The organism is Chitinophaga nivalis (genome assembly GCF_025989125.1).
GTDB lineage: Bacteria > Bacteroidota > Bacteroidia > Chitinophagales > Chitinophagaceae > Chitinophaga > Chitinophaga nivalis.
Window position 1 is genome coordinate 6,647,042 of sequence record NZ_JAPDNR010000001.1, and the last position, 24,000, is coordinate 6,671,041.

A 24,000-nucleotide genomic window follows, 5' to 3' on the forward strand; every position below is an offset into this window, starting at 1 on the left:
AAAACCGGTAAGGGTAAACCCCACCGGCGCATGTAAAAGAACAGATCAATGCGTAACGCCAATCACTTATTGATCTTTCTCTCCGGATTTCATTAACGATTAAATCAATTATTAAAACCCGTATAAAGGTATGAAAATTTATACCAGGATTGTCGTGTCCCTAATTCAACAGATTATGAAAACAGGATGCAGGCTGTTTGTCCTTATACTGATGAGCTCTCAACTATTGCTGGGAGCCACTTCTCACGGTCAGTCGCATAGTGGTAATGAAACCATCGACTACATTTTTCAGCGGCAATCACTCAAAGCAGCGTTTGCCATTATTCAGCAACAAACAGACTACCTGTTTATCTACAACGAACAACTGGTAGCGCCTTACCAGTCCGTAGCACTGCATGCCAGGCAAAAAACGGTAGCCTGGACCGTCAACGAATTGTTACGCAACACCAGGCTGACCTATAAAATACAAAACAAGAAGATCATCATCCTGGAAAAAGAAACCGTCGTTACAACGGCTCCCACGCACACAGCTGTGGTGGCAGAAAAGGTAAAGGGCAAAGTCACCGACGAAAAAGGTATGCCACTGCCAGGTGTCACCGTTGTCGTAAAAAATACCAACCGCGGAGGTATCACAGATAGTGAAGGTATTTTCTTTACAGCAGCTGCTGTTGGGGATATCTTAGTTTTTTCCATGTCGGGCTATACACGCCGGGAAATAACGGTTACTGCCGGTGAGTTACCTACAGTTATCCTACAGGAAGATGTAAAAGGCCTGGAGGAAATAGTGGTAGTAGGTTATGGTACCCAAAAGAAACGGGACATCACCGGTTCCATTAGTTCGGTAAAGGGCAGTGAAATTGCCGCACAACCTACCACCAATGCTGCGCAGGCATTGAAAGGTAAGGTAGCCGGACTGGATGTATTCAGCAGTGGTAACGAACCCGGCGCCGGCGCTAACATCCTGTTACGCGGACAACGTTCCATCAAAAATGACAACAGCCCCTTGATTGTACTGGATGGTATTCCGATGGTAGGTGGCTTTAATGAAATCAATCCTAATGATATTGCTTCCATTGAAGTATTAAAAGATGCCTCTTCTACCGCCATCTATGGCTCCCGGGCAGCAAACGGGGTATTAATCATTACCACTAAACGAGGAAAGGCCGGCAAAACCAATGTAGCTTATGATGCTTACTATGGGGTTACTTCCATCACCAGAAAACTGGACCTGATGAATGGAGAACAGTTTGCCCAATTACGCCGCGAAGCTGCCAGAACAGCCGATCCCGGCAACAACTATCCGGCTGACACGAAGCTGTTTGATGATATCGCCCTGCAATCACTGGCGATGGGCCGATCTACTGACTGGCAGGACCTCATTTATCATAATGGCGCCAAACAAAACCATCAGTTATCCTTAACAGGCGGAAAGGAAAAAACACAGTTCGCGGTTTCTTTTAACTATTTCAAGGAAAAAGGCATTGTAGACAAAACAGATTTTACGCGGGGCGCTTTACGCATCAACCTCGACCATCAGATCAATACACGTATCCGGATGGGCGTATCCACGCTGGTCAGCAAGTCTACCCAGAATGTAACAGACAACACGGTATTTGATAACGCCTTACGTTTAAACCCGTTGGGTATTCCATATGACAGCACCGGTAAAATGCTCTTCCGTCCGAACAACGATGAAGGACAACGGGTAAACCCGCTATCTGTCATCAAAAACACCATCAATCAGCGTTATAAAACGCGGGTATTTGCCAGCATGTATGGTGAATGGGATATTTATAAAGACCTGACCTACCGCCTGAATATCGGGCCGGAAATAGAAACTTCCAAAGAAGGTTATTTTAAGGGTAGCGAAACAGATGATAACCAAGGCGGAAATGCGACGGCAGGACTGAGTAATGCAGATATGTTTTCCATAACGATAGAGAATATACTAAAATACACCAAACAGCTGTCGAAGTCGCAACGACTGGGCGTTACTTTATTACAAAGCTCTCAACAGCAAACCCTCAACAGTTCAGGCATCAGGGCCAACAAGCTGCCCTATGAAGCCCAAAGCTATCATAACCTGGAAACAGCAGGAGAAGTAACCGGCATCAGCAGCGATTACCGCAAGTCATTATTGCTGTCTTATATGGTTCGTGTCAATTATGATTATAAGAACCGTTACCTCTTTACCATCACCGGCAGAGCAGATGGCTCTTCTGTATTTGCAGCCGGTCATAAATGGGGCTACTTCCCTTCTGCTGCGATCGCATGGCGTATGGATGCAGAGCCATTTATGCAATCCCTCCATAACATCAATACTTTAAAGCTGCGGTTAAGCTATGGTAGTACCGGTTTTAACGGTATTCTGCCCTATGGTACTTTCAGTACCCTCAAAAAGAGCAGCTATGCTTTTGGTGAAACTGGTATGAACGGATTTCAACCAGCTACGATTGCCAACCCTAACCTTAGATGGGAATCTACCGCTTCACTGAATGCCGGGATCGATTTTGGTTTGTTCAACAATCGGATTACCGGTACGATAGAACATTATATCGCCAACACTAAAAATATCCTGTTAAGAAGAAGTATTCCTGGTAGTACCGGCTATACGGAAGTATTGGAAAACATTGGCGCCACCCGGAACAAAGGATGGGAAGTTACCTTGTCTACCGTCAATATCGATAACAAAGATTTCCAATGGACAACCGATCTGAACTTCTCTACCAACAGAAATGAAATTGTGCAATTGTACGGAGACGGAAAAGATGATATAGGTAACCAGTGGTTCATTGGTCAGCCTATCAAGGTATTCTATGATTATCAGAAAACAGGTATCTGGCAAACCAATGAAGCAGAAGCCGCGAAAGTTTACGGCGCTAAACCCGGACAAATAAAACTGCAGGACACCAATAATGATAAAAAATACAGTGACCAGGACCGCGTGATACTGGGCTCCGAATTCCCTGGCTGGATCGGCGGTATGACCAACCATTTTTCCTATAAAGGACTGGAGTTAAATATTGTGATCAATACCCGCCAGCAACAGCTGATTTACTCCAGATGGTATGAAAACAATAACCGGCTGGCCGGCAGATACAACAACCTGAACGTAGATTACTGGACACCGGAAAATCCCACCAACGAGCATCCACGACCAGACAAGAACCAGGAAAGTGTGTATCTCGGCTCCACACTGGCTTACAAAGATGCCAGTTTTGTGAGAGTTAAAAACCTTTCCCTGGCTTATTCCTTACCACAGCTATGGTTGCAACGGGCTGCTATTAAAACGTTGAAGATCACCTTAAGCGCCGAAAATCCGTTTACCATCACCGGATATAAGGGACAGGATCCGGAGTTTGAGTCAGACGGAACCCGTGCCATGTACCCTACTGTAAAAATGTATGCCATCGGTATCAACGCTGCCTTTTAATACTTAAAACAACCGATTATGTCTTTTACTAAACGACTTCATATACTTACCGCCATTTCCTTTTGCACGCTCTTTACCGCTTGCAGCCTGGAAGAAAAAGACCTGTACAAACCTGTACCGGAAGCCATCTACAGCAACCCTGCCGGCATCTCCAATGGGGTTACCGGCGTATATAGCAAATTAAGATCTCTGTACGGATCCCAGAAAGGATTTACGGCCAACATGATGGGTACCGATATTTTCCAGCATGGAAAAGACGGGGGATATAAATTCATGGATGACTACTCTGCTGCGCTCAATCCATCCAATGATTATCTCAATGACATCTGGAATGATTGTTACGCCGGTATCAATGCTGCCAATACGGTTCTCGACAAGATCGACGCGGTGGCGATGGACGATAAACTCAAAAACCAATTTAAGGCAGAAACCCGTTTTCTTCGCGCGCACTACTATTACTGGCTGACGCTCCAGTTTGGCGATGTGGTGTATACCGCCCATGAAACCAAGGGAGTGGTCACCGATGCCGGCAGAACTGCCAAAGAAACCATCTGGAAAAATATGCTGGAGGATACCCAATTTGCGGTCGATGTACTGAACTGGACTGCTGCAGAATACGGCCGGGTAACCAAAGGTGCTGCCCTGCAGCAATTGGCCAAAATCAAGCTGCTGCTGAAAGATAATGATGGCGCTGCCACTGCGGCCATCAAAATAATTAAGGAAGGGCCTTATCAGTTGGTAAAGACTTATGGTAACCTGTTCGAGTACAACAATCAGCGTAACACAGAGATCGTATTTGCGGTACAGTACCTGAACAACGCTTTGTTTAATGACGATGGTAATCAGGGGCACGCTTTCTTTACACCTGCCTATGATCAGTTTGCCGGTTTAAAACGCGACCTGGAACAAGGTGGACGTCCTTATACCCGGTTCCGGCCTACTGATTTCTTCCGGAATCTGTTTGATCCCAATGATGCCCGCTTTGAGGTAACTTTCAGGTACTCCTGGACCTATAACAACAGCGCTACCTTACCGGCAGGAAAAAAGATAGGCGACACCGTAGTCTGGCAAATTGCGCCGGGTATTAATTCTTTGATGGCGCCTAACAATGATAACATGCACTGGGCGATCAGAAAACACGACGATCCTACCCGCGCCAGTGTACAGGATCTGAAAGGATTCCGTGACTTTTTTGTATACCGGTTGGCAGACACTTACCTGCTGGCGGCGGAAGCACTTACCCTGGCAGGAAAGCCCAATGAAGCACTTCCTTACTTCAACGCAGTGAGAACCAGGGCTGCGAAACCCGGCAAACAATTACCGGAAGTGACACCCGGCCAGCTGAATATAGACCAGATTCTGGACGAACGCGCCCGGGAACTGGGTAGTGAAGATATGCGCTGGATGGATCTTGCCCGCACAGGTAAGCTGATAGAAAGAGTGAAGAAATATAATCCCAATGCGGTGAGTATAAAGGACTATCACGTATTGCGCCCTATTCCGCAGGCACAGATAGATCTTTCCACCATCACATTCCCACAGAACAAAGGATATTTTTAAATCAAAAAATTTGAATCAATGAAATACTGTTTTTTTATTGTGTTGCTCATATGCAGTACCTGGCATTTCACCAACGCACAAACGACTGAACCAGCCAAAGGGAACATAGATCTGATCTTAAACGATTTCCACCAACGTCCTGACCGGATCATGGTGGCAGCTCACCGGGCAGCACATACGCATTATCCGGAAAACTCACTGGCAGCCATCAACGAAGCAATCAGACAAGGTATTGACATTGTGGAACTCGATGTACGGCAGACCAAAGACAGCGTACTGGTACTGATGCACGACGAAACGCTCAAACGTACTACCGGCCGCAAAGGGAAAGTGAGCAGCTTTACCTACGAAGAACTGAAACAATTGCGTTTATTGCATAACGGACAACCTACTACGGAAAAGATACCTACTTTCGAAGAAGCCTTATTGCTGGCAAAAGGAAATATCATCATCGATGTGGATTTCAAGGCAGATGATCCGGGAGCTGCCCGGCGGACATGCGCATTGATAGCGGCCACAGGTACTGCCAAACAGGTCATGTTCTTTCTCTATGATCCTAAGTATGTGCCTTTCCTGCAGGGTATCGACAAGCAGATATACATTATGCCGAAAGCGCATGATGCGGCGGAAACTGCGGCTATTTTAGGCATGGGTAAGTTCCCGGCCATTCATGTGGATCCCTCCTTTTATACAGATGACCTGATGAACACCATCCGCGCTGCGGGATCACGGGTATGGATCAACGCATTGGGCGAATCTGACGATATGGAAAGAGTTGCTCCCAATACAGGATTCGATCTTTTACTGTCAAAATATAAGCGCTCCAATATTATCCAGACAGATTTACCGGAACAACTGCTCCGCTATTTAAGGGAAAAAGGGTTACACCAATAGTACCATCGGAATGGCCTCCGGCGAGTGTGCTGACTAATTCAAAAAGCCTTACAACAGGAAGTTGTAAGGCTTTTTTGCGAAGGTATTTATAGAGAGATGAATGGTCTTGTTAGTAACATCTTATTGTTTTACAATTTAGATATCTTCCTGCTGCTCGTTTTCCCCTTATGCGTCATACGCAGCACGTACATACCGGCCGGCACCTGCTTACATGTCAGCGTTAATTGATGACTTCCTGCCTGCAGGTATTGCATGATGGGAATATTGATTGTTTTGCCTCCCAGATCGTAAAGTCCTAACTGTGTTTGTCCACCTTCTTTCAGGTGAAAGCTTACTGTTATATCTTCCTGAAAAGGATTCGGATACACCCGAAACGGGACCTCCATCTTTTCTTCGGGTGTATTGCTGGTTGCATTCAACGCAGCTCCGGATGGATTGATCGCTACTTCTGTATAACTATTCCAATCGTTCAGGTTATTACCATGCCCAACGATCCGGACATATCTGCCTGTTTTAGCGGCAAAGGTAAAAGACTCCAGGGCAAGCGAAGTGCCACTGCTTTGCCGGCCTGCTACGGCAGTAGTCCAGGTCTGGCCATCCAGTCCTACCCATATGTCGAAGCTGGATTTACGGGTATTGCCATTATAAAACGCGATGTCCACGCGGCTCACTGCTACCGTATCGTTCAGACAAAACTGTATCCACTCTCCGTTACCACGCGCAGACCAGCGTGTGTTCAGGTTGTTGTCCAGTACATTGGCCGGTACATTTCCATCGTTAGAGCTGGCAGCAACAGCTTCACATGGTGGGACTACATTTCCAAGGCGGTCTTCCAGCTGTTTTTCGTACAGGCTTTGTGGTGAGACAAAAGTATTGATGGATTCCCATACACCCGGATTTCCATCATGCCAATTGCCATCGGCTGTAACGATCCCTTTACAACCTATTGCCCAGTTGTAATGCTGGGGCGCCTGTTGCACAATGAATTTCCGGCCGGTGCAGTTCCAGAATACACATTGAGATCCGGCCCACCCGTGACCGGAACCGGATGCCTTGCGGTTCTGCACGTGCAGGTCGCCGTTACCGCTTACGTTATCATAGAGCACCCCGGTAGCCCAGCGGTGATGCGGTCCATTATCGGCCCGTTGCAACTCGGAAGTGTTGTGGACAAAAGCGTTGGGCCCCGGGGTGGAGCTACCGGTCACATAGTCATGCCGGCCGTTGCGCGCGTGGCAATTCCTGACCAGCACCAGTTGTCCATCGTCTATCAGGAAGGGATATTTCCTGCCACCGACGGCTTGCGATTTCGGATCTATCATTTTGCAATCAATGACAGTCACCCTTAAGGAACCACCCAGAACGCCCACATTACCATACCCGAAATAATAGGCATCCACGCCTCTTACCCAGGCATTCTCTGTATTGCTGATAGTAATGGCCGTCCAGCCGTGGTTCTCATCTTCCTCCGCTGCGTAGGCCGATTCTATCCGCATGTTTTCGATGCCGACCTCCGTTATTTGCTGCGGCCAGGTGTATTTATAAATGGCTCCGGTACCATAGGTTTTGTCGATAGGGTCTACTACCGGTGCGTCTACCGTCACTTTGTTGCCGGATATAGCGGTAATCGTACGGAAGTAATGCATCGTATAGGCGCCGGTCGTCCAGCCATAGGGCGCCATACCCAACAGGGAGATCCAGGCATCGTTGGGCGTTTTTACTAACCGGATACGGTCGCCTGCAGCAAAACCCGCTGCCGATTCTACATTAAAACTTTTAGCGCCGATGGGTACATAATTGTCGGTAATTCCTTTACGTGTACCGGCAGTCTCTGTAGGTTTACCTGCTCCACTCACGGTAATGAGCGTATGCTGGGCGGTGCGGGTGGCAACAAGCCGTGTATCTGCCGCTCCCCTGCCTTCTCCTCTCAGTACAATACCACTCGCGCTGACGCGTAAGGTATTGCTGATGGAGTAAGTGCCTTTTTTCAGCAGCAGCGCTCCCCGGAAACCGTTTTTTAAAGGGAGTGCGGCTACATCATCAATAGCTGCCTGGATATGCGCCAGGTTATCGCCGGAAACAGGGCTGATAGTTTTTACCACGGGTACATCCGGTATTGGTTTTTCACCGGAGTGGTATCCTACCGTGCTGAAATCGGGAATGGTATTACCCTTTGTATCGGGTGTATATACCAGTTTTCCATTGCTGCCGGTTTTCACCCAGGCAGAAGTACCCGTTTGGGCGCCCGCCGGCGAAGCAATGAGCAGCGGGATAAATAGCAACGGCAGTAGCCGGAACATGTATAAGGGTTTCATGTAACAAACGTTTTATTTTGGTAGATAAGGAGTTGGCATTAATATCCTTCCTAAATTATGCAAACGTTTGCAACAAAACTGAAACACTCTTCACACTTTTGCATACAATTTTCGCGCAAAGAAGAAAGTGAGGAGAATCTTACCAGCGATAAAATAGCACCGGGCAGCCAACATGGTAGAACGAAGTATATTAAAAATGCCCGCAAATATTGTATTTGCGGGCATTAAAACTGGCTGTCGGAAGATGGCGGCTATTCCGGAATATTATACTGCTTACAGATCTCGTGATAGGACAAATTTGCCTGTCTTGCCATGGATGTACCTCCAGGGATAATAATGTAGCGGAACTGGTGTATACTGTTAACGCTACTATAAGCATTCCGGTCATTTGTTAGCCGAATACGCAGGTTACCTGGTGACAGCAGGGCAGACCAGACGTCCAGCGTAGGATTAGCACCAAACTTATAAGTAATACTGATGGGCAACTGCGACACCTGTGTTCTTGGCCAGATATCGGAAACATAACCTAATAACTTCCCAAAAGTAAGTACTGTTCCGTTATCCAATACCTGCTGGGTGATTTGCGGCGCTGCTTTGTTGTAATAAAATCCCCAGGTACCAAACACAGTATCTCTCGTGTACGGAGTGGGGGTAAACCATTCGGAATAAGTTACATTGGCGGTTCCGGCCGGGCCGGGATCACCCTGGTCGCCTTTTTTACAGCTATATCCGGCCAGCAACCATGCGAAGCCAATCATGACTAAAAGTGTGTGTTTCATAAAACAGCATTAGGGGGGTGAAGAATTGGGGAACGATTTGCTGATGTATACCAATGCCAAAGCCTGCTACGTAATGGAAATGTAGCACATTTTCTGCAAATCACCGCAATAATCCTGCGTGTATACCAGTACATTTCCTGGTCACCCAACATCCGTATACCCATCTACGTAATCAGGTATTAAGATGGTCCGACACTGTTTGGTTTAAACCGGGCACCTGATTTCTTTGTTGAAAATAGCTTTTCGTCATAACAAGCTATACTACTACAAAAACAGTTCATGCGGCAGTGATCCAATCATGCAACTTACTGCAAAAAAACAGCAGCCACCATTCAACAAAAAACAATCAGTAATACGGATACCTAACATTTATTTAAATCATTTTTACAATATCATACAACAAAATTATTCTTCTCTTTCCAAAGGAAAATGATTTTTATAATTTAATTACACTGCATATCTTTTACACGGCATCCCCCTTAACTTTGATCGTAATCCATGTTAAGGGTGGCACCAGACCGACAGCGATATCATGCCAGCAAGCCGATACCAAAGCGCCAATATTCCATGACTACCTAGTTACAATAGTGTTGTACCTCCCCCGACATGATCAGATTCGGCATTGATTAACATCCCAAAAAATCATCTTTTATGAAAATTTCTACTTATCCGTTGACGGTAGCGGGTTTACTATGCCTGTTGGTAACGTCATCTCTTTTACTTTTCTCTTCCGGCAAGGCCAGCGCTCAAAAAATATATGCCAGCAGCCAGGCAAATCAGGTAAATGGCCTTTGTCTTATATGTGGTGTTGCTGACCCCAATAATGCAGTTGGTTCCAACGAAAATGATTACTCTACCTTCAACATCAGCCTGGGACTACCCGGTGTGAGTGTGGAGCAGACACTTATTTTTCCATCTGCCAGCACTGGCAGCTGTGATTCCCTGTTTGTGGGCATCGGCAGTGGTAATGCCCTTTTGTCTGTCAGCCTCTTTGGTGGTGTAACCGTACAGACCTGGAATGGAAACACGCCTAATAATGATCTGCGGGTATTATCAGCAGACATTGTGCGGCTGCTCAACAACAATACCCGTGCGGAAATACACCTGAAACCAGGCGTAGCATTTGACCGGGTGAAGCTGACATTGAACAGCGGGCTATTGGGACTCTTACAGAATTTCCGGTTGTACTATGCCAGCAAACGGACGATCACGCCTCCTCCTACACCGGTTATTACACCAGCAGCCAGTGGTATTTACCGGGGTGAAAGCGTGACGCTCTCTGTTTCACCAATAACAGGTACCAGTATTTTCTGGTATTCCAGCAGAACCGGCGTTAATGCGATCGCACTCGGCAACTCCTATGTAGCTACCCCGGATTCCAGCACTACCTATGCAGCCCTGGCACTGAGAGACGGATGTCCAAGTCCGCTTGGATTTGCTACCGTAATCGTTGCCCAGCATCGTCCGGCAGCGCCTAATGCAAGTAGTCTTTCCACAGAAGATATCGCCGGCAAACAGACGTTACAGGTATTCCCGAATCCAACTACGGGTCTGCTGCAGATCAATGGTGAAAAGAACCTGAGTGGCGGCATTATCACCTTAATAGATCTGCAAGGCAAGACGCTGTTCCGTCAGCCATTGCGTTCCAACACCATCCAGTTGCCAACCAGTATACCGGAAGGTACTTACCTGCTACAGGTATATACCACCGATCACCGTCGTCTGGCTACCAAGATTGTAATAAACCGATAATTTCGCTCACTGATATGCATAAAAAAGGACTGTCCCCGTGGACGGTCCTTTTTACATAAATGATGCAGGGAATGCGCCGCTAGCAAAAGTTAGTCCCATATGACCACCGTTATTTTCATCGCATACCTATAAAATATTGTTTATTTTAAAGTGCCTGAACAACCTGAAACAGGATCACGACGGACAGGTTTGGTAAGACAATTTTTTATTACTTTGTAAACGTTATGCCGGCACCTGATAACTTATCAATTCCGTTTATTTCAAATACCTAGCTTTCTATGCAATCAAATATTCACGACCAACGCCTTGTTGAAAAGTGGCTTACCGGCTGGTCTTTATCCCGTCATTCACCCTTACCTGTTAAAAATGGTGCTGCGTTCCGCGTCGATGTGGGATGGCCACAACAAAAGACACGTTATGTCTTCCCTCGTTTCGTAGATGAATTTATCCACCTGGCCCATACCATTACTGAGCCGTGGGTTTTCCTGAAAGTATGCGCCGCTCCGGAGGTTATCAGCAGTCGTATGCCATCCCAATGGGTGATACAACCACCCGGCTTCCTGATGACTTGTTCCTTACCTATGTCAGCCAAAAACATTGGCTTACCAGATGGGTATTTACTAGCCATGAAAGAGGAGGCGCCGGCATTTATCGTAAAAATCCTGACTATCGAAGGCGATACTGCCGCTACGGGCCGACTCGTTTTCGTGGACGACATTGTGGTGTATGATCGCATAGAAACGGTTCCGGAACATCGTCGCAAAGGACTGGCGACTATTGTGCTGCTGGCCCTTGAAAACCTGGCGCTTTCCAGGGGTATCACAACGGGCGTACTGGTAGCTACGGAAGCAGGTAAAGCGCTGTATGAAACGCTGGGTTGGGAGGTGTATTCCTTGTATACGTCGGTGGTGATTCCGGGGAGGGAGGAAAGTGGAAATAGTCTTGGGTAGGCGGTACATATTCAATCCTGGTAAGATCAAATAGGCCTCATTTCCCCTTCACTATCCGCTCAAAATAATCCTCCTTCAGCTGATACCGGATCTGCTTATCCGTTACCACACCATCTGGGCTTACTACGGGAATACTGATCGTCTGTGCAGCAGTATCCACATTGATCAATATGATCGGGCGCTCCTTTCTCTCCACTACGGAAAAGAAATTATAGGAAAAACCCAGTTTATTTTTCAATCCTGTTTTTGTTTTTATCAGTTTTACATGCTCATTCAGCCGGTCATTTGTTATCTCAAAAGCTTGAATACGTGCATAGTTAACCATGCCCGAATAAATAGACTGATAAACGCCTAAATAGTATGTCTTTTCCTTATGCACGATCCTATGAAGTCCTATACATGCCGCACCGGCATCCAATGGTTTATCTTTCTTCCGCAGGCTCACTGCAAACAATTTACCGTTCGATTTATACTGATAGACATTCCTGAAAAAACGCATCGTACCTCCTGATTCGTCGTCCCAGCTATATACCCGCAATTGTTGATCTTTTGACGTCACGATATCCAGATGTTGCTCACGCAGGCGCTTAAAGGCTGCGGACAAGGTAGCAGGATTTTTGGCGGCATAATGCAGTAGTTTTTTCTCAAAAAGTGTATTGAGGATAGTCAAAGAATCCCCTTTCTGCTCCTCTGTATGAGGGTATCCCCACTGCTGCAGACGTTGCAGGGTTTGCAGCAGGTCATTTTCAATTGCGTTAATAGATTGTCCGGAGGTAATACTGCTGTAGCATAACAGTAATAATAAGGGGAAGCATTTCATTACATGCACGCCATTGGGGAAGATGAACTTTTTCATCTGTTGTTATTTACAACAAAGGTCTGTTATTTTTTATTATCCACTCAGAAAATATAATGATGATAACTACAGCACTCCTGGTACATAAATCAATGAATATGAAATAATCAGATCATTTATTAATGACGATACACTACGGATTAAGGTTTTCTCTTTCAGGGGATGTTTTTATACTCAATAATACAGCATGATTAACCGGTTCAAAAATACACGATACAATTATATGATGATAAATATAACCTTCCCTTCTGCAAAGGGACTACAGTTACGACCGGCCATCGATCGTTCCAATAACAATTCCAAAGTCCGGATCAACACCGCCAACTTTGGGGGATTATTTTCATCACTTTATTTCCGCAGCTCACTTGGTAAAAAGCCAAAATGCTTTTTGAAAGCAGTGGTAAAATGTGTCCTGTTTTTATAGCCGGTATAGTCGGCTACTTCACTGATATTCATTTCTCCGTCCAGCAGTTTTTCTTTGGCATGTTGCATCCTGGTTTCATGAACGAAGCCAAATACAGTTGTACCAAATACTTCCTTGAATCCTTTTTTCAGTTTAAAATCATTGATACCGGCACTACGCGCCAGCTCCATAATAGACAGGGGCTGTTGCAGATGCTCCAGCAGCAGGTGCCGGGCATAATGTATCTTCGGCAGGTCTTTTTTACTGAGCGTAGTGGTCACGGCTGTATCTCCATACAACTCAAATTGTTCTACCTGCATCATAAACAGGTCTATGATACGCGCTTCCAGGAAGAGTCTTTTCAGCAATCCTTTCCGGTTACACCCCATAAGCTGTTTAATGGTCCATAGCATCTGAGGGGTAATGGGCAGGTTCTGCTTACGTAATACAGCAGGGCGCTTATGGTGAATAGCTGCATGAAAATCGTTAAAGAGATAAAAACCGGCCGGTGCGATTCTTCTGAAAAAAGCCGGACTCATATTTATCTCCAGCATACTGATATTACTATGTTGCTCCAGCTCCAGCTGCCCCTGATAGTAAGGTGTATAAATGATATTATGCACGTTGCTGTCAAACGACGTAAAAGGCGTCTGTTGTCCTGCAAACCGGCTAAGAGAGCCCCCATCGAGGCTAAAGTGCAGGGTAACGGTTTCAAAATCAATCTCCGTATGCAGGAGGGTGGTTCGCTGCAGCTGCATATTACCATAGCTGATAAATACATCTTCAAAAAAGATTTCCCGCAACAATGACTCTCCAAAAGGTTGTCTGATTAAAATTTCCCGCTCGGTGATCCCTTCTTCGCTGCAATAGTTCAGGGGATAAGTATTTTGTAGTATAAGATCCTTTAAATCGCTGGTATAGATTTGCTGTTTCATGACAACATGTGACGATGTTGCCTCAAGTTGCTCATTTCTCTACGATTTACCAATACCGGTACGGGATATTTCCCGATTGGAGCAGCATATTTCCCGATTCCGCAACCGGTTACCGGCCTGTCAGCTGCGTGTAATATAGCTGGATTTATCCGGCTGGCGTTCCTTTTAATCCGTTTGGCGTTCCCATTCCCCTGCTTCCTTTCCGCAATTTTGCACAAATTTTATTATACCTCTTAACTAATTTTTGTAATGAAAGGATTCTTTTTATGCCTATCTGTCTTATGTTATAATATAACCAGTGTGGCTGCACAGGACGCGCTTCCATCAGCCAGACGGCAACTGGAAGAAGTGATTGTAGTAGCAGAAAAAAAGGAGATCAATCTCCAAAAGATCCCGATGGCAGTTACCGCGTTGAACGCGCGGCAAATACAGGACTACCGCTTATGGTCCGTAAAAGACATTACCGCCCTCTCTCCCAACCTCTTTTTCTCCAATATCGGTGACGAAAGACCTTATATGACGATCCGGGGGGTAGGCGCCAACAGTTCTACCATGGGCGTGGCCATGTTTGTGGATGATATTCCTCAGACCAGCATGCAGAATGCATTTTCCGTTATCAACGATGTAGACAAAATCGAAATCCTGCGCGGGCCACAGGGTACTATTTACGGCCGAAATGCGATCGGGGGTGTTATCAACCTGTATACGAAAATGCCGGCCAATCATATCAATGGGTATGCGGAAGTAAGTGTAGGCAACTATGGTACCCAACGTTACAGCGCCGGTATTAACGGGCCGATAAAAAAGGATAAACTGTTCTTCAAGCTATCGGCTTTCTATAACGACAGAAACGGATATATTACCAATGATCATGATGGCCAGACCTTCGATCACTACACCGGCTATGGCGTTTCCGGTGCCCTGCAATACAAGCCATCAGCTGCATGGGATATCTATCTCAACTTCAACAGCTATATGAACAAGAACAAAGGCGCCTATCCCTATGCCGCCAATGATAGTCTGGCTTTCTCCCGCCCCTATACCACCAATCAGAACGTAAATACCTGGGTACATCAGAGCAGCGTACAACCTTCTCTGAAAATCAGCTACACGGGCAGCCAGCTTTCCTTCAAAAGCATTACCTCCTTCCAGCGCGGCCGTTTCATTGCCACGGGCCTGATGGATGGCGACTATACCCCTTACGACCTCACTACCTTCCAATACCTGAAGTTGCCGGATAACAACTACCGGGATAACCTCTCGCAGGAATTCAGGTTAAGCAATAACGCTCAGCCAGACAGTAAATGGAAGTGGATGACCGGACTGCTGTACGTTTCGGAGAAAAGCCCGACACAATATCAATATGGTATCGGTAAAGATGCGCGTAGCTTCGATCCCAACGCTCCCTATACCCTCATACTCAATTCCCGCAGCGATTTCAACATAGGTTCAGCTTTTGCACAGGCCAGCTATCAGCTGACGCCCCACATTGAAGTAACTGGCGGCCTGCGTTATGATGTAGAATGGAAAAAATTCTCCAACAACCAGTTATTCCGCAAGGAAGGTATACCCGATCAGGTGATGGCGAAAGACAGCACCCGTAAAGCCACCTTTGAATCGTTGTCGCCCAAACTAAATATCTCCTGGCAGGCTGCCACCGGGGTAAAGGCCTATGTTGCCTATAGCCGGGGCTTCCGGGCCGGCGGTTTCAATGAGCAAACCACCAATCCTGCCTATATCAATTACGATGCAGAAAAAAGTGACAACTATGAACTGGGCGTAAAAACCACCACGTTGGACAACAAGTTACGGATCAACGTAGCCTTGTTCTACATCCACTGGTTCGACATGCAAACGCTGGCGCTTATACCCGGCACCGGTAACCAGCAGGTGACCCTGAATACCGGCAAAGCCAATAACTATGGCGTAGAAGCCGAAATGACGTGGCTGGCAGCCAAAGGCCTGCAGGTAAATTATAACTTCGGATATAACCATGCCCGTTATAAAAATCTGCCGCTGCCCGATGGAGCCGGTATGAAGGAATACAAAGACAATCATGTGTTTCTGTCACCGGACTATACGTCTATGCTGGCTGTACAATATACCAAACGGGTATCTGAAAAGAAAAATGCCGCTCAGCTGATGGCGATGGCCGAATGGCAAAATATAGGCACCATCTATTTTGACCTGAAAAATACCATCCGGCAATCACCTTACAACCTGGTCAACTTTAAACTGGGATGTGCTTTCTCCGGATTTGAAGTAAGTGCCTGGATCAGGAACGCCTTCCAGCAGCATTACCTCTCTTTTGGCTATAGTCAGAATGGCAGCTTTGTGTTACTGGGTAATCCCCGGACATTTGGCCTCACCACCCGGGTTAACTTTTAAAAAACAATATCATGGCTGTTATCAATGACCGTTTAAAATCCTTGATCCTGTGGATCACTTATATGATCGGTATCACGATTAATATCATTACTGAATTCCTGCCTTTATTTTTGGGAAAGAGCATTGCCGTTGAAAATCCGGAGGGAGCTACCGTTGCCGGCACCGCCCTCAATACTGTGCTTTTCTTCGCCCTGCCTATACTATTGATTATCCTCATCGTCAGCTGCGGGCAGCGTTGGGTAAGCCTGCTCAATGTAGTGATGAGCAGTTTGCTGGTATTACTGAGTATATATGTGGTGTATGAAGAATGTAAGAAACTGATTCCTGACCAGCCTAATTATGCTCCCATCGTGATGTTATCGCTGATGTTGGTATTGAGTATTGTCAACTTTACGGCCGCCTGGAAATGGCACAAAGGGAACAGTGGACAGTCTGCAGCAGCATAGAAAAATACGCCGGAGGAAGCCTGCTGCCTACCTCACCGCCTCCGGCAGACAGCATTATTAATGATCGACGCCGTGTCTGCAGACATGGCGTCGATCATTAGGTTATCATCTTATCGCCAGCCAGTTTTGTTACTGCCGGGCCTTATACCGGATCGACATATTTTCCGGATACCGGGTGAATATGCCTATCTCTCTGGGTACTTTATTATCTGCAAATTCAAATTCGGCCATATGGTCCAGCAGGGCTTCCACGGCTACCTGCATTTCCATTTTAGCTAACTGGGCGCCTACACAGAAGTGACGGCCAAAACCAAAGGAACTGATACCGGATGCACCGGAGTAAGCGGTTTTGGGATCAATCTCTTTTCGGAGAATATTAAATTCATCCGGATTTTCAAATTTGGAAGCATCGCGGTTGGCAGCTCCCAACATGCAGACCACCGTGGCATTCGCCGGGATTTCGCCGCCGGTCACCTTTACTTTCTCACTGGTCACCCGGTAAATCATATGTGCAGGCGGGGAGTAACGCAGCGATTCTGTAATCGCGCGATCCAGCAGGGATTTGTCTTGCCGCAGCAGGGCCAGCTGATCGGGGTTTAACAGCAAATTGCGGAACATATTGGCCAGCGCTTTATCCGTTGTTTCTCCACCGGCTTGCAGTAAGGAAGCACAGAATCCCATGATCCTGTCTTTAGTCATTTCTACCCCATCTATAGCGGAGGTGCATACAACGGATAGTAAATCAGTGCCTGGTTGCTCCATGCGCTCATCAATCACTTTGCTCATATATAGCCGGAATTCATCCCTGGCAGCCAAGGCAATATCCAGGATTTCCTGAATATTGGCGATATTCTCGAAATGCCGGGCAAAACAGCTATACCATCTATGGAAAAGGTGCAAGTCTTCGCCAGGTAAGCCCAGCATATCCACAATCACTTTAATGGGAAAAACATTGGTAAATTCATTCCGCAGGTCCACTACATCCCGTCCGTTAAAAGCTGCGATGAGTGCCGCCGCGTTTTGTTTTATCAACGGGAGGGTTTGCTCCATCAGCTCTTTGCCACGGAAGGAAGGCACCACGACATTGCGGGTTTTGGCGTGTTCCCGTCCTTCCATCTGTATCATCACTACGCCATGCAAAGGCTCCACCTGCCAGGAATAGTTTTGACTGGTAAAAATGGGATCTTTAAATGCCCGTTCTACATCCTCAAATAAACTGATAACATAACTATCCGTAGGTTCATGATAAAAAAGCGGATAGTGTGCATGCATTTGCTGATAATAGTAATAAGGATTTTCCTGATAATCTTCAGAGAAGAAGTTAATATTATGCATAAAATGGGTTTACAATGGTTACTTAAATTTTCACCTTATACCGGATGGACATGCTTTCGGGATAGCGGGTGAATATGCCTATTTCTCTGGGTACTTTATTATCTGCAAATTCAAATTCGGCCATATGATCCAGCAGGGCTTCCACGGCTACCTGCATTTCCATTTTAGCTAACTGGGCACCTACACAGAAGTGGCGGCCAAAACCAAAGGAACTGATACCGGTGGCGCCGGAGTAAGCGGTTTTAGGATCGATTTCCTTTCGAAGGATATTAAATTCATCCGGCTTTTCAAATTTGGAAGCGTCGCGGTTGGCGGCAGCTAACATACAGACCACCGTGGCATTCGCCGGAATTTCGCCGCCGGTCACCTGCACTTTTTCACTGGTTACCCGGTAGATCATATGTGCAGGCGGGGAATAGCGCAGGGATTCTGTAATCGCGCGATCCAATAAGGTTTTGTCTTGCCGCAGCAGGGCCAATTGATCCGGGTTTAACAACAAATTGCGGAACATACTGGCCAGCGCCTTATCTGTTGTTTCGCCACCTGCTTGCAGCAATGCAGAACAGAAGCCCATGATCCTGTCTTTAGGCATCTCTACACCATCTATCGAAGCGGTGCATAAAACAGATAATAAATCTGTACCCGGATGCTCCTTGCGTTCATCAATCACCTGACTCATATATTGCCGGTATTCCTCCATGGCAGCCATGGCGGTATGCAGGATCTCCGGAGAATTAGCGATGTTCTCGAATTGCCGGGAAGTAAGGGTATACCATCTATGGAAAAGGTGCAAATCTTCGCCCGGTAAGCCGAGTATATCCACAATCACTTTAATGGGAAAAATATTGGTAAATTCTTTCCGGAGCTCTATTACATCCCGTCCGTTAAAAGCGGCAATGAGCGATGCGGCGCTTTGTTGTATCATCGGAAAGGTTTGCTCCAGCAGTTCTTTGCCTCGGAAGGAAGGCACCACTACATTACGGTTTTTTGCATGTTCCCGTCCATCCATCTGTATCATGGTAACACCATGTATAGGTTCCATCTGCCAGGAATAGTTCTGACTGGTAAAAATGGGATCTTTAAATGCCCGTTCTACATCCTCAAATAAACTGATGACGTAACTATCCGTAGGTTCATGATAGAAGAGCGGATAACGTTCATGCATTTGCTGATAGTAGTAATACGGATTCTCCTGATAATCCTCAGAGAAGAAGTTAATACTATGCATAAAATGGATTTACAATTGGTTACTTAATGAGCCATTATTGTGCTGAGAGAGAGTAGCTATAATACTGGTTACTTTGAGTGTTATTTTTCCAGGCTGAGTACTATAAATATAGTAATAAAAAGTGAGGTGGATTAACAGTAAAACCTGACAGATAACCGACTGGGAGGACGCGGTACCCGGAGGGCTTACACCAAGCGAATTCATGAGGTAGTTAGTGGGTATCTGATGCTATTTCCCAAAACATCCTGCAATAGCTTTAAGGTTTTGCGCTAATACTGCTTATATAACGTGTTTTACTGAAATGGACCAATAAACACATTAAAAATAAGCACAAACATATGAATACCCGTTTCACCCTTCTTAAACCGGAGTTCAGGTGTCCCAAAAGGCTGTTCACGTATTTTTTTTATACATTCCAACAAATATCTCTATTTTCAAAGTATATCTGAATGACTCTAATTAATACCATGAAAAGGCCCCTCATCGGATTATAGCATACCAGATTGTATATCCTATCTTTTAAAACCTGAAAAAACGCTAAAATCGGGAAGTCAATGTATAAAAAAAAGTCCATCAAATGGTTAAGAAACGTCCTTCTTCATCTTATCATGTGGATCTCATACGCCCTGTTGTATCATCTCATTAATTATTCATATCAACCAGAAGAATATAAGCCACTAATGTTGGATACAATTGGAAAATACCTCATTGCTGCTTTCATATTTTATTACAATGCGTTGTTTGCTATGCCACGCTATTTAAATAAAAGTAACTATATAAAATATATCGTGCTATTAATAGCGCTCTTTTTTATATCCAGCCTGTTTAAACAGGTATTTTACACCTATGTGCTACCTCTTTTTGGATACCCAAGAGAAATTCCCTATACCTTTTTACAATCATTTTTGATGAATACCTGGTGGGTATCCCAATACACATTAATCGCTTTTGGCTATTGGTTTGCCACCATAAAGATTCATTATGAAAGAGAGCAATCTAGCAGAGAAAAAGACATACTCAGATTAGAAAAAGAAAAAATAATAGCCGAGTATGAGATGCTCAAATCACAAATTAATCCTCACTTCTTCTATAACATTCTCAATTTCTTTTATGCAAAATCTCTTTCCGGGCCAAATGAGTTAACCACTGGTATTGAAAAACTATCTGAAATTATGAGATATAGTCTCCAAAGAAATGAGGATGAAGCCGGGTTGGTTTTAATCACGGAAGAGATCATGCAAATAAAAAGGATAATAGAAATAAATGCACTTAGATTTCAAAACCTAAATTTCGCATTTAAGGAGGAAGGTTGTTTTACTGACATAAAAATAATACCACATGTAATGTTAACATTTATAGAGAATGTTTTCAAACATGGAGACGTCACGAACAAATCTCCAGTGGTACTTGAGATTTGCTATAACAATGGAACATTCAACTTTTTCTGCAAGAACGTAAAACAATTAGATACAGGAAATACATCAACCGGTATTGGTTTGGAAAACATACGAAAAAGACTACAGCTATCATATCAGACACGACATACATTATCTATAAAGGAAGATACTAACACATTCTTAGTAAATTTAAAAATAAGCCTACAATGATTAACTGTCTGATTATAGACGATGAAATTTCCGGAATTGAAATCCTGACGCATCATATTCAAAAAACATCAGCACTAAAACTAATAGGGTCCACAAATTCAGCACTATCTGCAATAGATTTCCTAAAAGAGAACAGCGTAGATCTTATTTTTTTAGATATCCGTATGCCGGAAATTAATGGAATCGAATTATTAAAAATATTAGGCAATAAGTATAAAGTAATACTAACAACAGCTTATGCTGAATATGCACATCAGGGTTTTGAATTTGATGTTATAGATTATCTTTTAAAACCCATAACCCTGGAAAGATTTTTAATCTCCATCAATAAACTAATAGAAAGAACTAAAGACAATCATCAAACTAAAAATGATGTCATTTTTGTACGATCTGGTGCAAAGGGAAGCCTGGAGAAGATAGTTTTATCTGATGTTTACTATATTGAAGCATGCCCAAATTATGTATCTATACATAACGCCAAGGAAAAAAAACTGGTTCAAATAGGATTATATCAACTTGAAAAGGCGCTTCCAAAAAACTTTAAGAGGGTTCACAAATCTTACATTATCAATACAGATAAAATATCATCTATATGTGGTAATTTAATCACGCTTTATGGCCCTATAGAAAAACTACCCATCGGAAATACGTACAAAGAAGATTTCATAAAATCCATTGAAAATAAAATAGTGACTTAAACTAATTGCTCCCATAACACTCCTTATGATCATCATACTTTTTTAAAGGAATATTATCTATTCAAACAAGGAGCATTAAGCACGATCTTTCAACAATTATCAGTCAATTAAATTAACACTAGCACAAATCTGCACATGAGTTAAGATAGACATCATAAACACTTATACGCTATTCATCCATCTGATTTTCTATCGAATATCCAATTTGATAGATTACGGCATTTCATTGTCATCAATTATTGCAAATATGAAAAAATGAATAACGAAAGATATTTTCAAATCCCGGAAGAAAATACATTCGCAAGCATAGCCATTAAATTTTTTCAGTCAAAATTCAATATTGAAATTTCAGACGTTAAGGTTGCTGATGGACAAGTAAAGATTTGGCTGAATAGTAAAGAAGATAAAAATATTGTAACAATATATTTCAACACTATAAATGGTCAATTATGGTTTTGCTATGAGGATGTGTTATTTTATTCTCAATAATAGAAACAACTTCTAAAATACTTTATTAAAACACCTGTCTTACCTTTCCAGTAAAAACAGGGAGCATATCATAACATAGCAACTTTTCAACTATGGATAGATTTAAATTCCTGCTATCAGCAATCGGAAATTGCTTAAAATCCAACAATTGGAAAAAACAGGGCAAAACATTTTATTTTTCCCAGGACAACAACTGGGGATTAATAAATTTCCAGAACAGTACTGATAACCAAGAAGAGATATTATTCACCATTAATCTGGCAGTGTCATCCACCGTTTTAAGAAAGTTTGAAGATAAAGATCTTACTAAAATGCCAGGAATAGTACGCTGCCATTGGACCGAAAGAATTGGTTTTCTCATGCCCGTCAATAAAGATTTTTGGTGGGAAATAGATGCCACTACTGATTTGCTGGCTCTTTCCAGAGAAATAATCGAAATCCTGGTACAAAAAGGAATACCTGAAATAAAAAAGCACATGAGTGATCATGCTTTAATAGCGCATTGGATCAGGGGAGAAAGTAAAGGTTTAACAGATTTTCAGAGGATGGTAAATTTAGTCATCTTACTAAAGCATGAGCATCATCCTTTATTAATTGATTATATCAAGGAACTGGAAAATATCGCCGCTGTCGACCCTATCGCAAGATATTATTTAAAAGAATTAGATATTCGATATGGAAACCGCTAATATATATCAGATACTATTTAATCGGACAAATGGATGCTGTTAGTTAAAACCTAACCTTACCTATTACCGGATTGAAAAAAGACTTTTAACTCCTTTGCAATTCTTTCCGGATTGCCATCATTATCGGCGGCTATATGTCCCAGCCCCTGCAATACTACCCGCTTTGCTTGCGGCAAAGTGGCACTCAATGCATCAAGCGCAAGTTTAAGGTAACGTTGGCTCCTGGTCCCACCCATCAGTAGTATCTCCGCTTTAATGTCTTTACACCGATCTATCATTCCGGATGATTCACGTACCAATATAAGATCGTAATGTACGGTTGGTATTAAGGATTTCAAGGGCACGTCATCGCCCGCTTGTTTCTTTGCATCTGCGTTTATACCCATATTTAGCAATGGGGCAACAAGAAAGGCCGGCAAGGCCGTAAACAGAGAAGGGTCATCGGTACCTTTTATAGCCGTGAACATGGCTTTTCCAAAGTTTCCACGCGAGAGGGCTGATTCATAGCGACTGCTCCAGGCCGCAGGGTCAGTTCCACTAACCGGGATCGGAGGTTCGTAGAGTACTACTTTTTTAAGCCCTGGTTCTATGATGGCCGTTTGCAGTACGCCAATAGCCCCCGAACTAAGCCCAAATATCTTATCCGTTGCTGTCTGATGGATTAATGCCTGCAAATCCTCACTTTCCGATCCAATGCCATAGTTCGGGCCAAACGGACCGCTTAAACCGCGTCCCCGCCTGTCCGGAATATAAACAGTGAATTCACTGGATAAGAAGCCGGCAAGTTTCAGGAAATTTTTAGCGGTCATCATCCCACCATGGACCAGAATAACTCCCGGCCCGGACCCGGTTTGTCTATAACCAATGCTTGTTCCATCCTTTGATGTAACGCTACCGGTGGTATATGCTTTGGAGTCATTCATTTTCGTGTTTTTTTCTCAATAGTTAATGTACGACAAAACTTTGTTGCCGGCATTTTATTTACCTGATTAAGTCTAAAGCATTACTGTTCATACCTAAGTAATACAGCTCTTCCTGATATATCCCTCCTCTCCTCCTTTAATATCTTCCCCCATATCCAAAATTACTTCTACACTTTGTCATCATTTCTATCATAAATGCACTCATATTGTCTGAAAGACACGCATTATACCTTTTTGAAAGTAAAAGATGATCTGAACCGACAAGATGCAACGACCGTAAAAGCGCCACCAGCTTCATACACACACCATCTATCCTGCCCACC

18 protein-coding genes are annotated in these 24,000 nt (G+C 44.2%); 11 read left to right on the top strand and 7 right to left on the bottom strand.

Annotated features, from left to right (window positions below):
• Positions 1-175: 175 nt before the first annotated feature.
• The 3 genes from OL444_RS24455 to OL444_RS24465 are packed head-to-tail and all read left to right on the top strand — an operon-like array spanning position 176 to position 5,887.
• Entirely contained in the window at positions 176-3,433 is a 3,258-nt protein-coding gene (locus OL444_RS24455; RefSeq protein ID WP_264729209.1) for a TonB-dependent receptor, read from the top strand.
• Between the two features lie 18 nt (positions 3,434-3,451).
• The gene (locus OL444_RS24460; protein ID WP_264729208.1) at positions 3,452-4,993 is read left to right on the top strand and encodes a RagB/SusD family nutrient uptake outer membrane protein; all 1,542 of its coding nucleotides are present in this window, start codon (positions 3,452-3,454) and stop codon (positions 4,991-4,993) included.
• A gap of 18 nt (positions 4,994-5,011) precedes the next feature.
• Positions 5,012-5,887 carry a glycerophosphodiester phosphodiesterase family protein gene (locus OL444_RS24465; RefSeq protein WP_264729207.1) on the top strand — a complete coding sequence of 292 codons (876 nt, stop codon included), beginning with the start codon at positions 5,012-5,014 and terminating at the stop codon, positions 5,885-5,887.
• 128 nt (positions 5,888-6,015) lie between these two features.
• Here the strand turns inward: OL444_RS24465 and OL444_RS24470 are convergent, their stop codons facing one another.
• Both OL444_RS24470 and OL444_RS24475 read right to left on the bottom strand, forming a co-directional pair.
• Positions 6,016-8,199: a discoidin domain-containing protein gene (locus OL444_RS24470; protein ID WP_264729206.1), complete on the bottom strand. Its 2,184-nt coding sequence runs from the start codon at positions 8,197-8,199 to the stop codon at positions 6,016-6,018.
• A gap of 251 nt (positions 8,200-8,450) precedes the next feature.
• A complete protein-coding gene (locus OL444_RS24475) occupies positions 8,451-8,978 on the bottom strand; it encodes a hypothetical protein (RefSeq protein ID WP_264729205.1) in 528 nt (175 codons plus the stop codon).
• Between the two features lie 651 nt (positions 8,979-9,629).
• On the opposite strand from OL444_RS24475, the gene OL444_RS24480 reads away from it, so the two are divergent.
• Together OL444_RS24480 and OL444_RS24485 are read left to right on the top strand one after the other, a co-directional pair.
• A complete protein-coding gene (locus OL444_RS24480) occupies positions 9,630-10,730 on the top strand; it encodes a T9SS type A sorting domain-containing protein (RefSeq protein WP_264729204.1) in 1,101 nt (366 codons plus the stop codon).
• A gap of 278 nt (positions 10,731-11,008) precedes the next feature.
• The gene (locus OL444_RS24485) at positions 11,009-11,680 is read left to right on the top strand and encodes a GNAT family N-acetyltransferase (protein ID WP_264729203.1); all 672 of its coding nucleotides are present in this window, start codon (positions 11,009-11,011) and stop codon (positions 11,678-11,680) included.
• A 37-nt stretch (positions 11,681-11,717) separates the two neighbouring features.
• Here OL444_RS24485 and OL444_RS24490 read toward each other — a convergent pair whose 3' ends face one another.
• Both OL444_RS24490 and OL444_RS24495 read right to left on the bottom strand, forming a co-directional pair.
• The gene (locus OL444_RS24490) at positions 11,718-12,536 is read right to left on the bottom strand and encodes a hypothetical protein (RefSeq protein ID WP_264729202.1); all 819 of its coding nucleotides are present in this window, start codon (positions 12,534-12,536) and stop codon (positions 11,718-11,720) included.
• A gap of 348 nt (positions 12,537-12,884) precedes the next feature.
• A complete protein-coding gene (locus tag OL444_RS24495) occupies positions 12,885-13,874 on the bottom strand; it encodes a helix-turn-helix transcriptional regulator (protein WP_264729201.1) in 990 nt (329 codons plus the stop codon).
• Positions 13,875-14,174: 300 nt separating this feature from the next.
• Between OL444_RS24495 and OL444_RS24500 the strand changes: the two genes are divergently transcribed.
• Positions 14,175-16,262, top strand: a complete 2,088-nt coding sequence (locus OL444_RS24500; protein ID WP_264729200.1) for a TonB-dependent receptor — start codon at positions 14,175-14,177, stop codon at positions 16,260-16,262.
• Between the two features lie 11 nt (positions 16,263-16,273).
• Positions 16,274-16,708: a hypothetical protein gene (locus OL444_RS24505; RefSeq protein ID WP_264729199.1), complete on the top strand. Its 435-nt coding sequence runs from the start codon at positions 16,274-16,276 to the stop codon at positions 16,706-16,708.
• Positions 16,709-16,837: 129 nt separating this feature from the next.
• On the opposite strand, the gene OL444_RS24510 is transcribed toward OL444_RS24505, so the two are convergent.
• Together OL444_RS24510 and OL444_RS24515 are read right to left on the bottom strand one after the other, a co-directional pair.
• Positions 16,838-18,043: a cytochrome P450 gene (locus tag OL444_RS24510; RefSeq protein ID WP_264729198.1), complete on the bottom strand. Its 1,206-nt coding sequence runs from the start codon at positions 18,041-18,043 to the stop codon at positions 16,838-16,840.
• A 22-nt stretch (positions 18,044-18,065) separates the two neighbouring features.
• Positions 18,066-19,271 carry a cytochrome P450 gene (locus OL444_RS24515; RefSeq protein WP_264729197.1) on the bottom strand — a complete coding sequence of 402 codons (1,206 nt, stop codon included), beginning with the start codon at positions 19,269-19,271 and terminating at the stop codon, positions 18,066-18,068.
• 554 nt (positions 19,272-19,825) lie between these two features.
• Between OL444_RS24515 and OL444_RS24520 the strand changes: the two genes are divergently transcribed.
• The 4 genes from OL444_RS24520 to OL444_RS24535 all read left to right on the top strand — a co-directional run bounded on the left by OL444_RS24520 (position 19,826) and on the right by OL444_RS24535 (position 22,754).
• A complete protein-coding gene (locus tag OL444_RS24520) occupies positions 19,826-20,878 on the top strand; it encodes a sensor histidine kinase (protein WP_264729196.1) in 1,053 nt (350 codons plus the stop codon).
• On the top strand, positions 20,875-21,576 hold the full coding sequence (locus OL444_RS24525; protein ID WP_264729195.1) for a LytR/AlgR family response regulator transcription factor: 702 nt from the start codon (positions 20,875-20,877) through the stop codon (positions 21,574-21,576). The genes OL444_RS24520 and OL444_RS24525 overlap by 4 nt, the downstream gene beginning before the upstream one ends.
• Positions 21,577-21,831: 255 nt before the next feature.
• Positions 21,832-22,065, top strand: a complete 234-nt coding sequence (locus OL444_RS24530; RefSeq protein WP_264729194.1) for a hypothetical protein — start codon at positions 21,832-21,834, stop codon at positions 22,063-22,065.
• Between the two features lie 92 nt (positions 22,066-22,157).
• The gene (locus tag OL444_RS24535; protein ID WP_264729193.1) at positions 22,158-22,754 is read left to right on the top strand and encodes a DUF4304 domain-containing protein; all 597 of its coding nucleotides are present in this window, start codon (positions 22,158-22,160) and stop codon (positions 22,752-22,754) included.
• Between the two features lie 56 nt (positions 22,755-22,810).
• On the opposite strand, the gene OL444_RS24540 is transcribed toward OL444_RS24535, so the two are convergent.
• Positions 22,811-23,677 carry an alpha/beta fold hydrolase gene (locus tag OL444_RS24540; RefSeq protein ID WP_264729192.1) on the bottom strand — a complete coding sequence of 289 codons (867 nt, stop codon included), beginning with the start codon at positions 23,675-23,677 and terminating at the stop codon, positions 22,811-22,813.
• Positions 23,678-24,000: the final 323 nt, after the last annotated feature.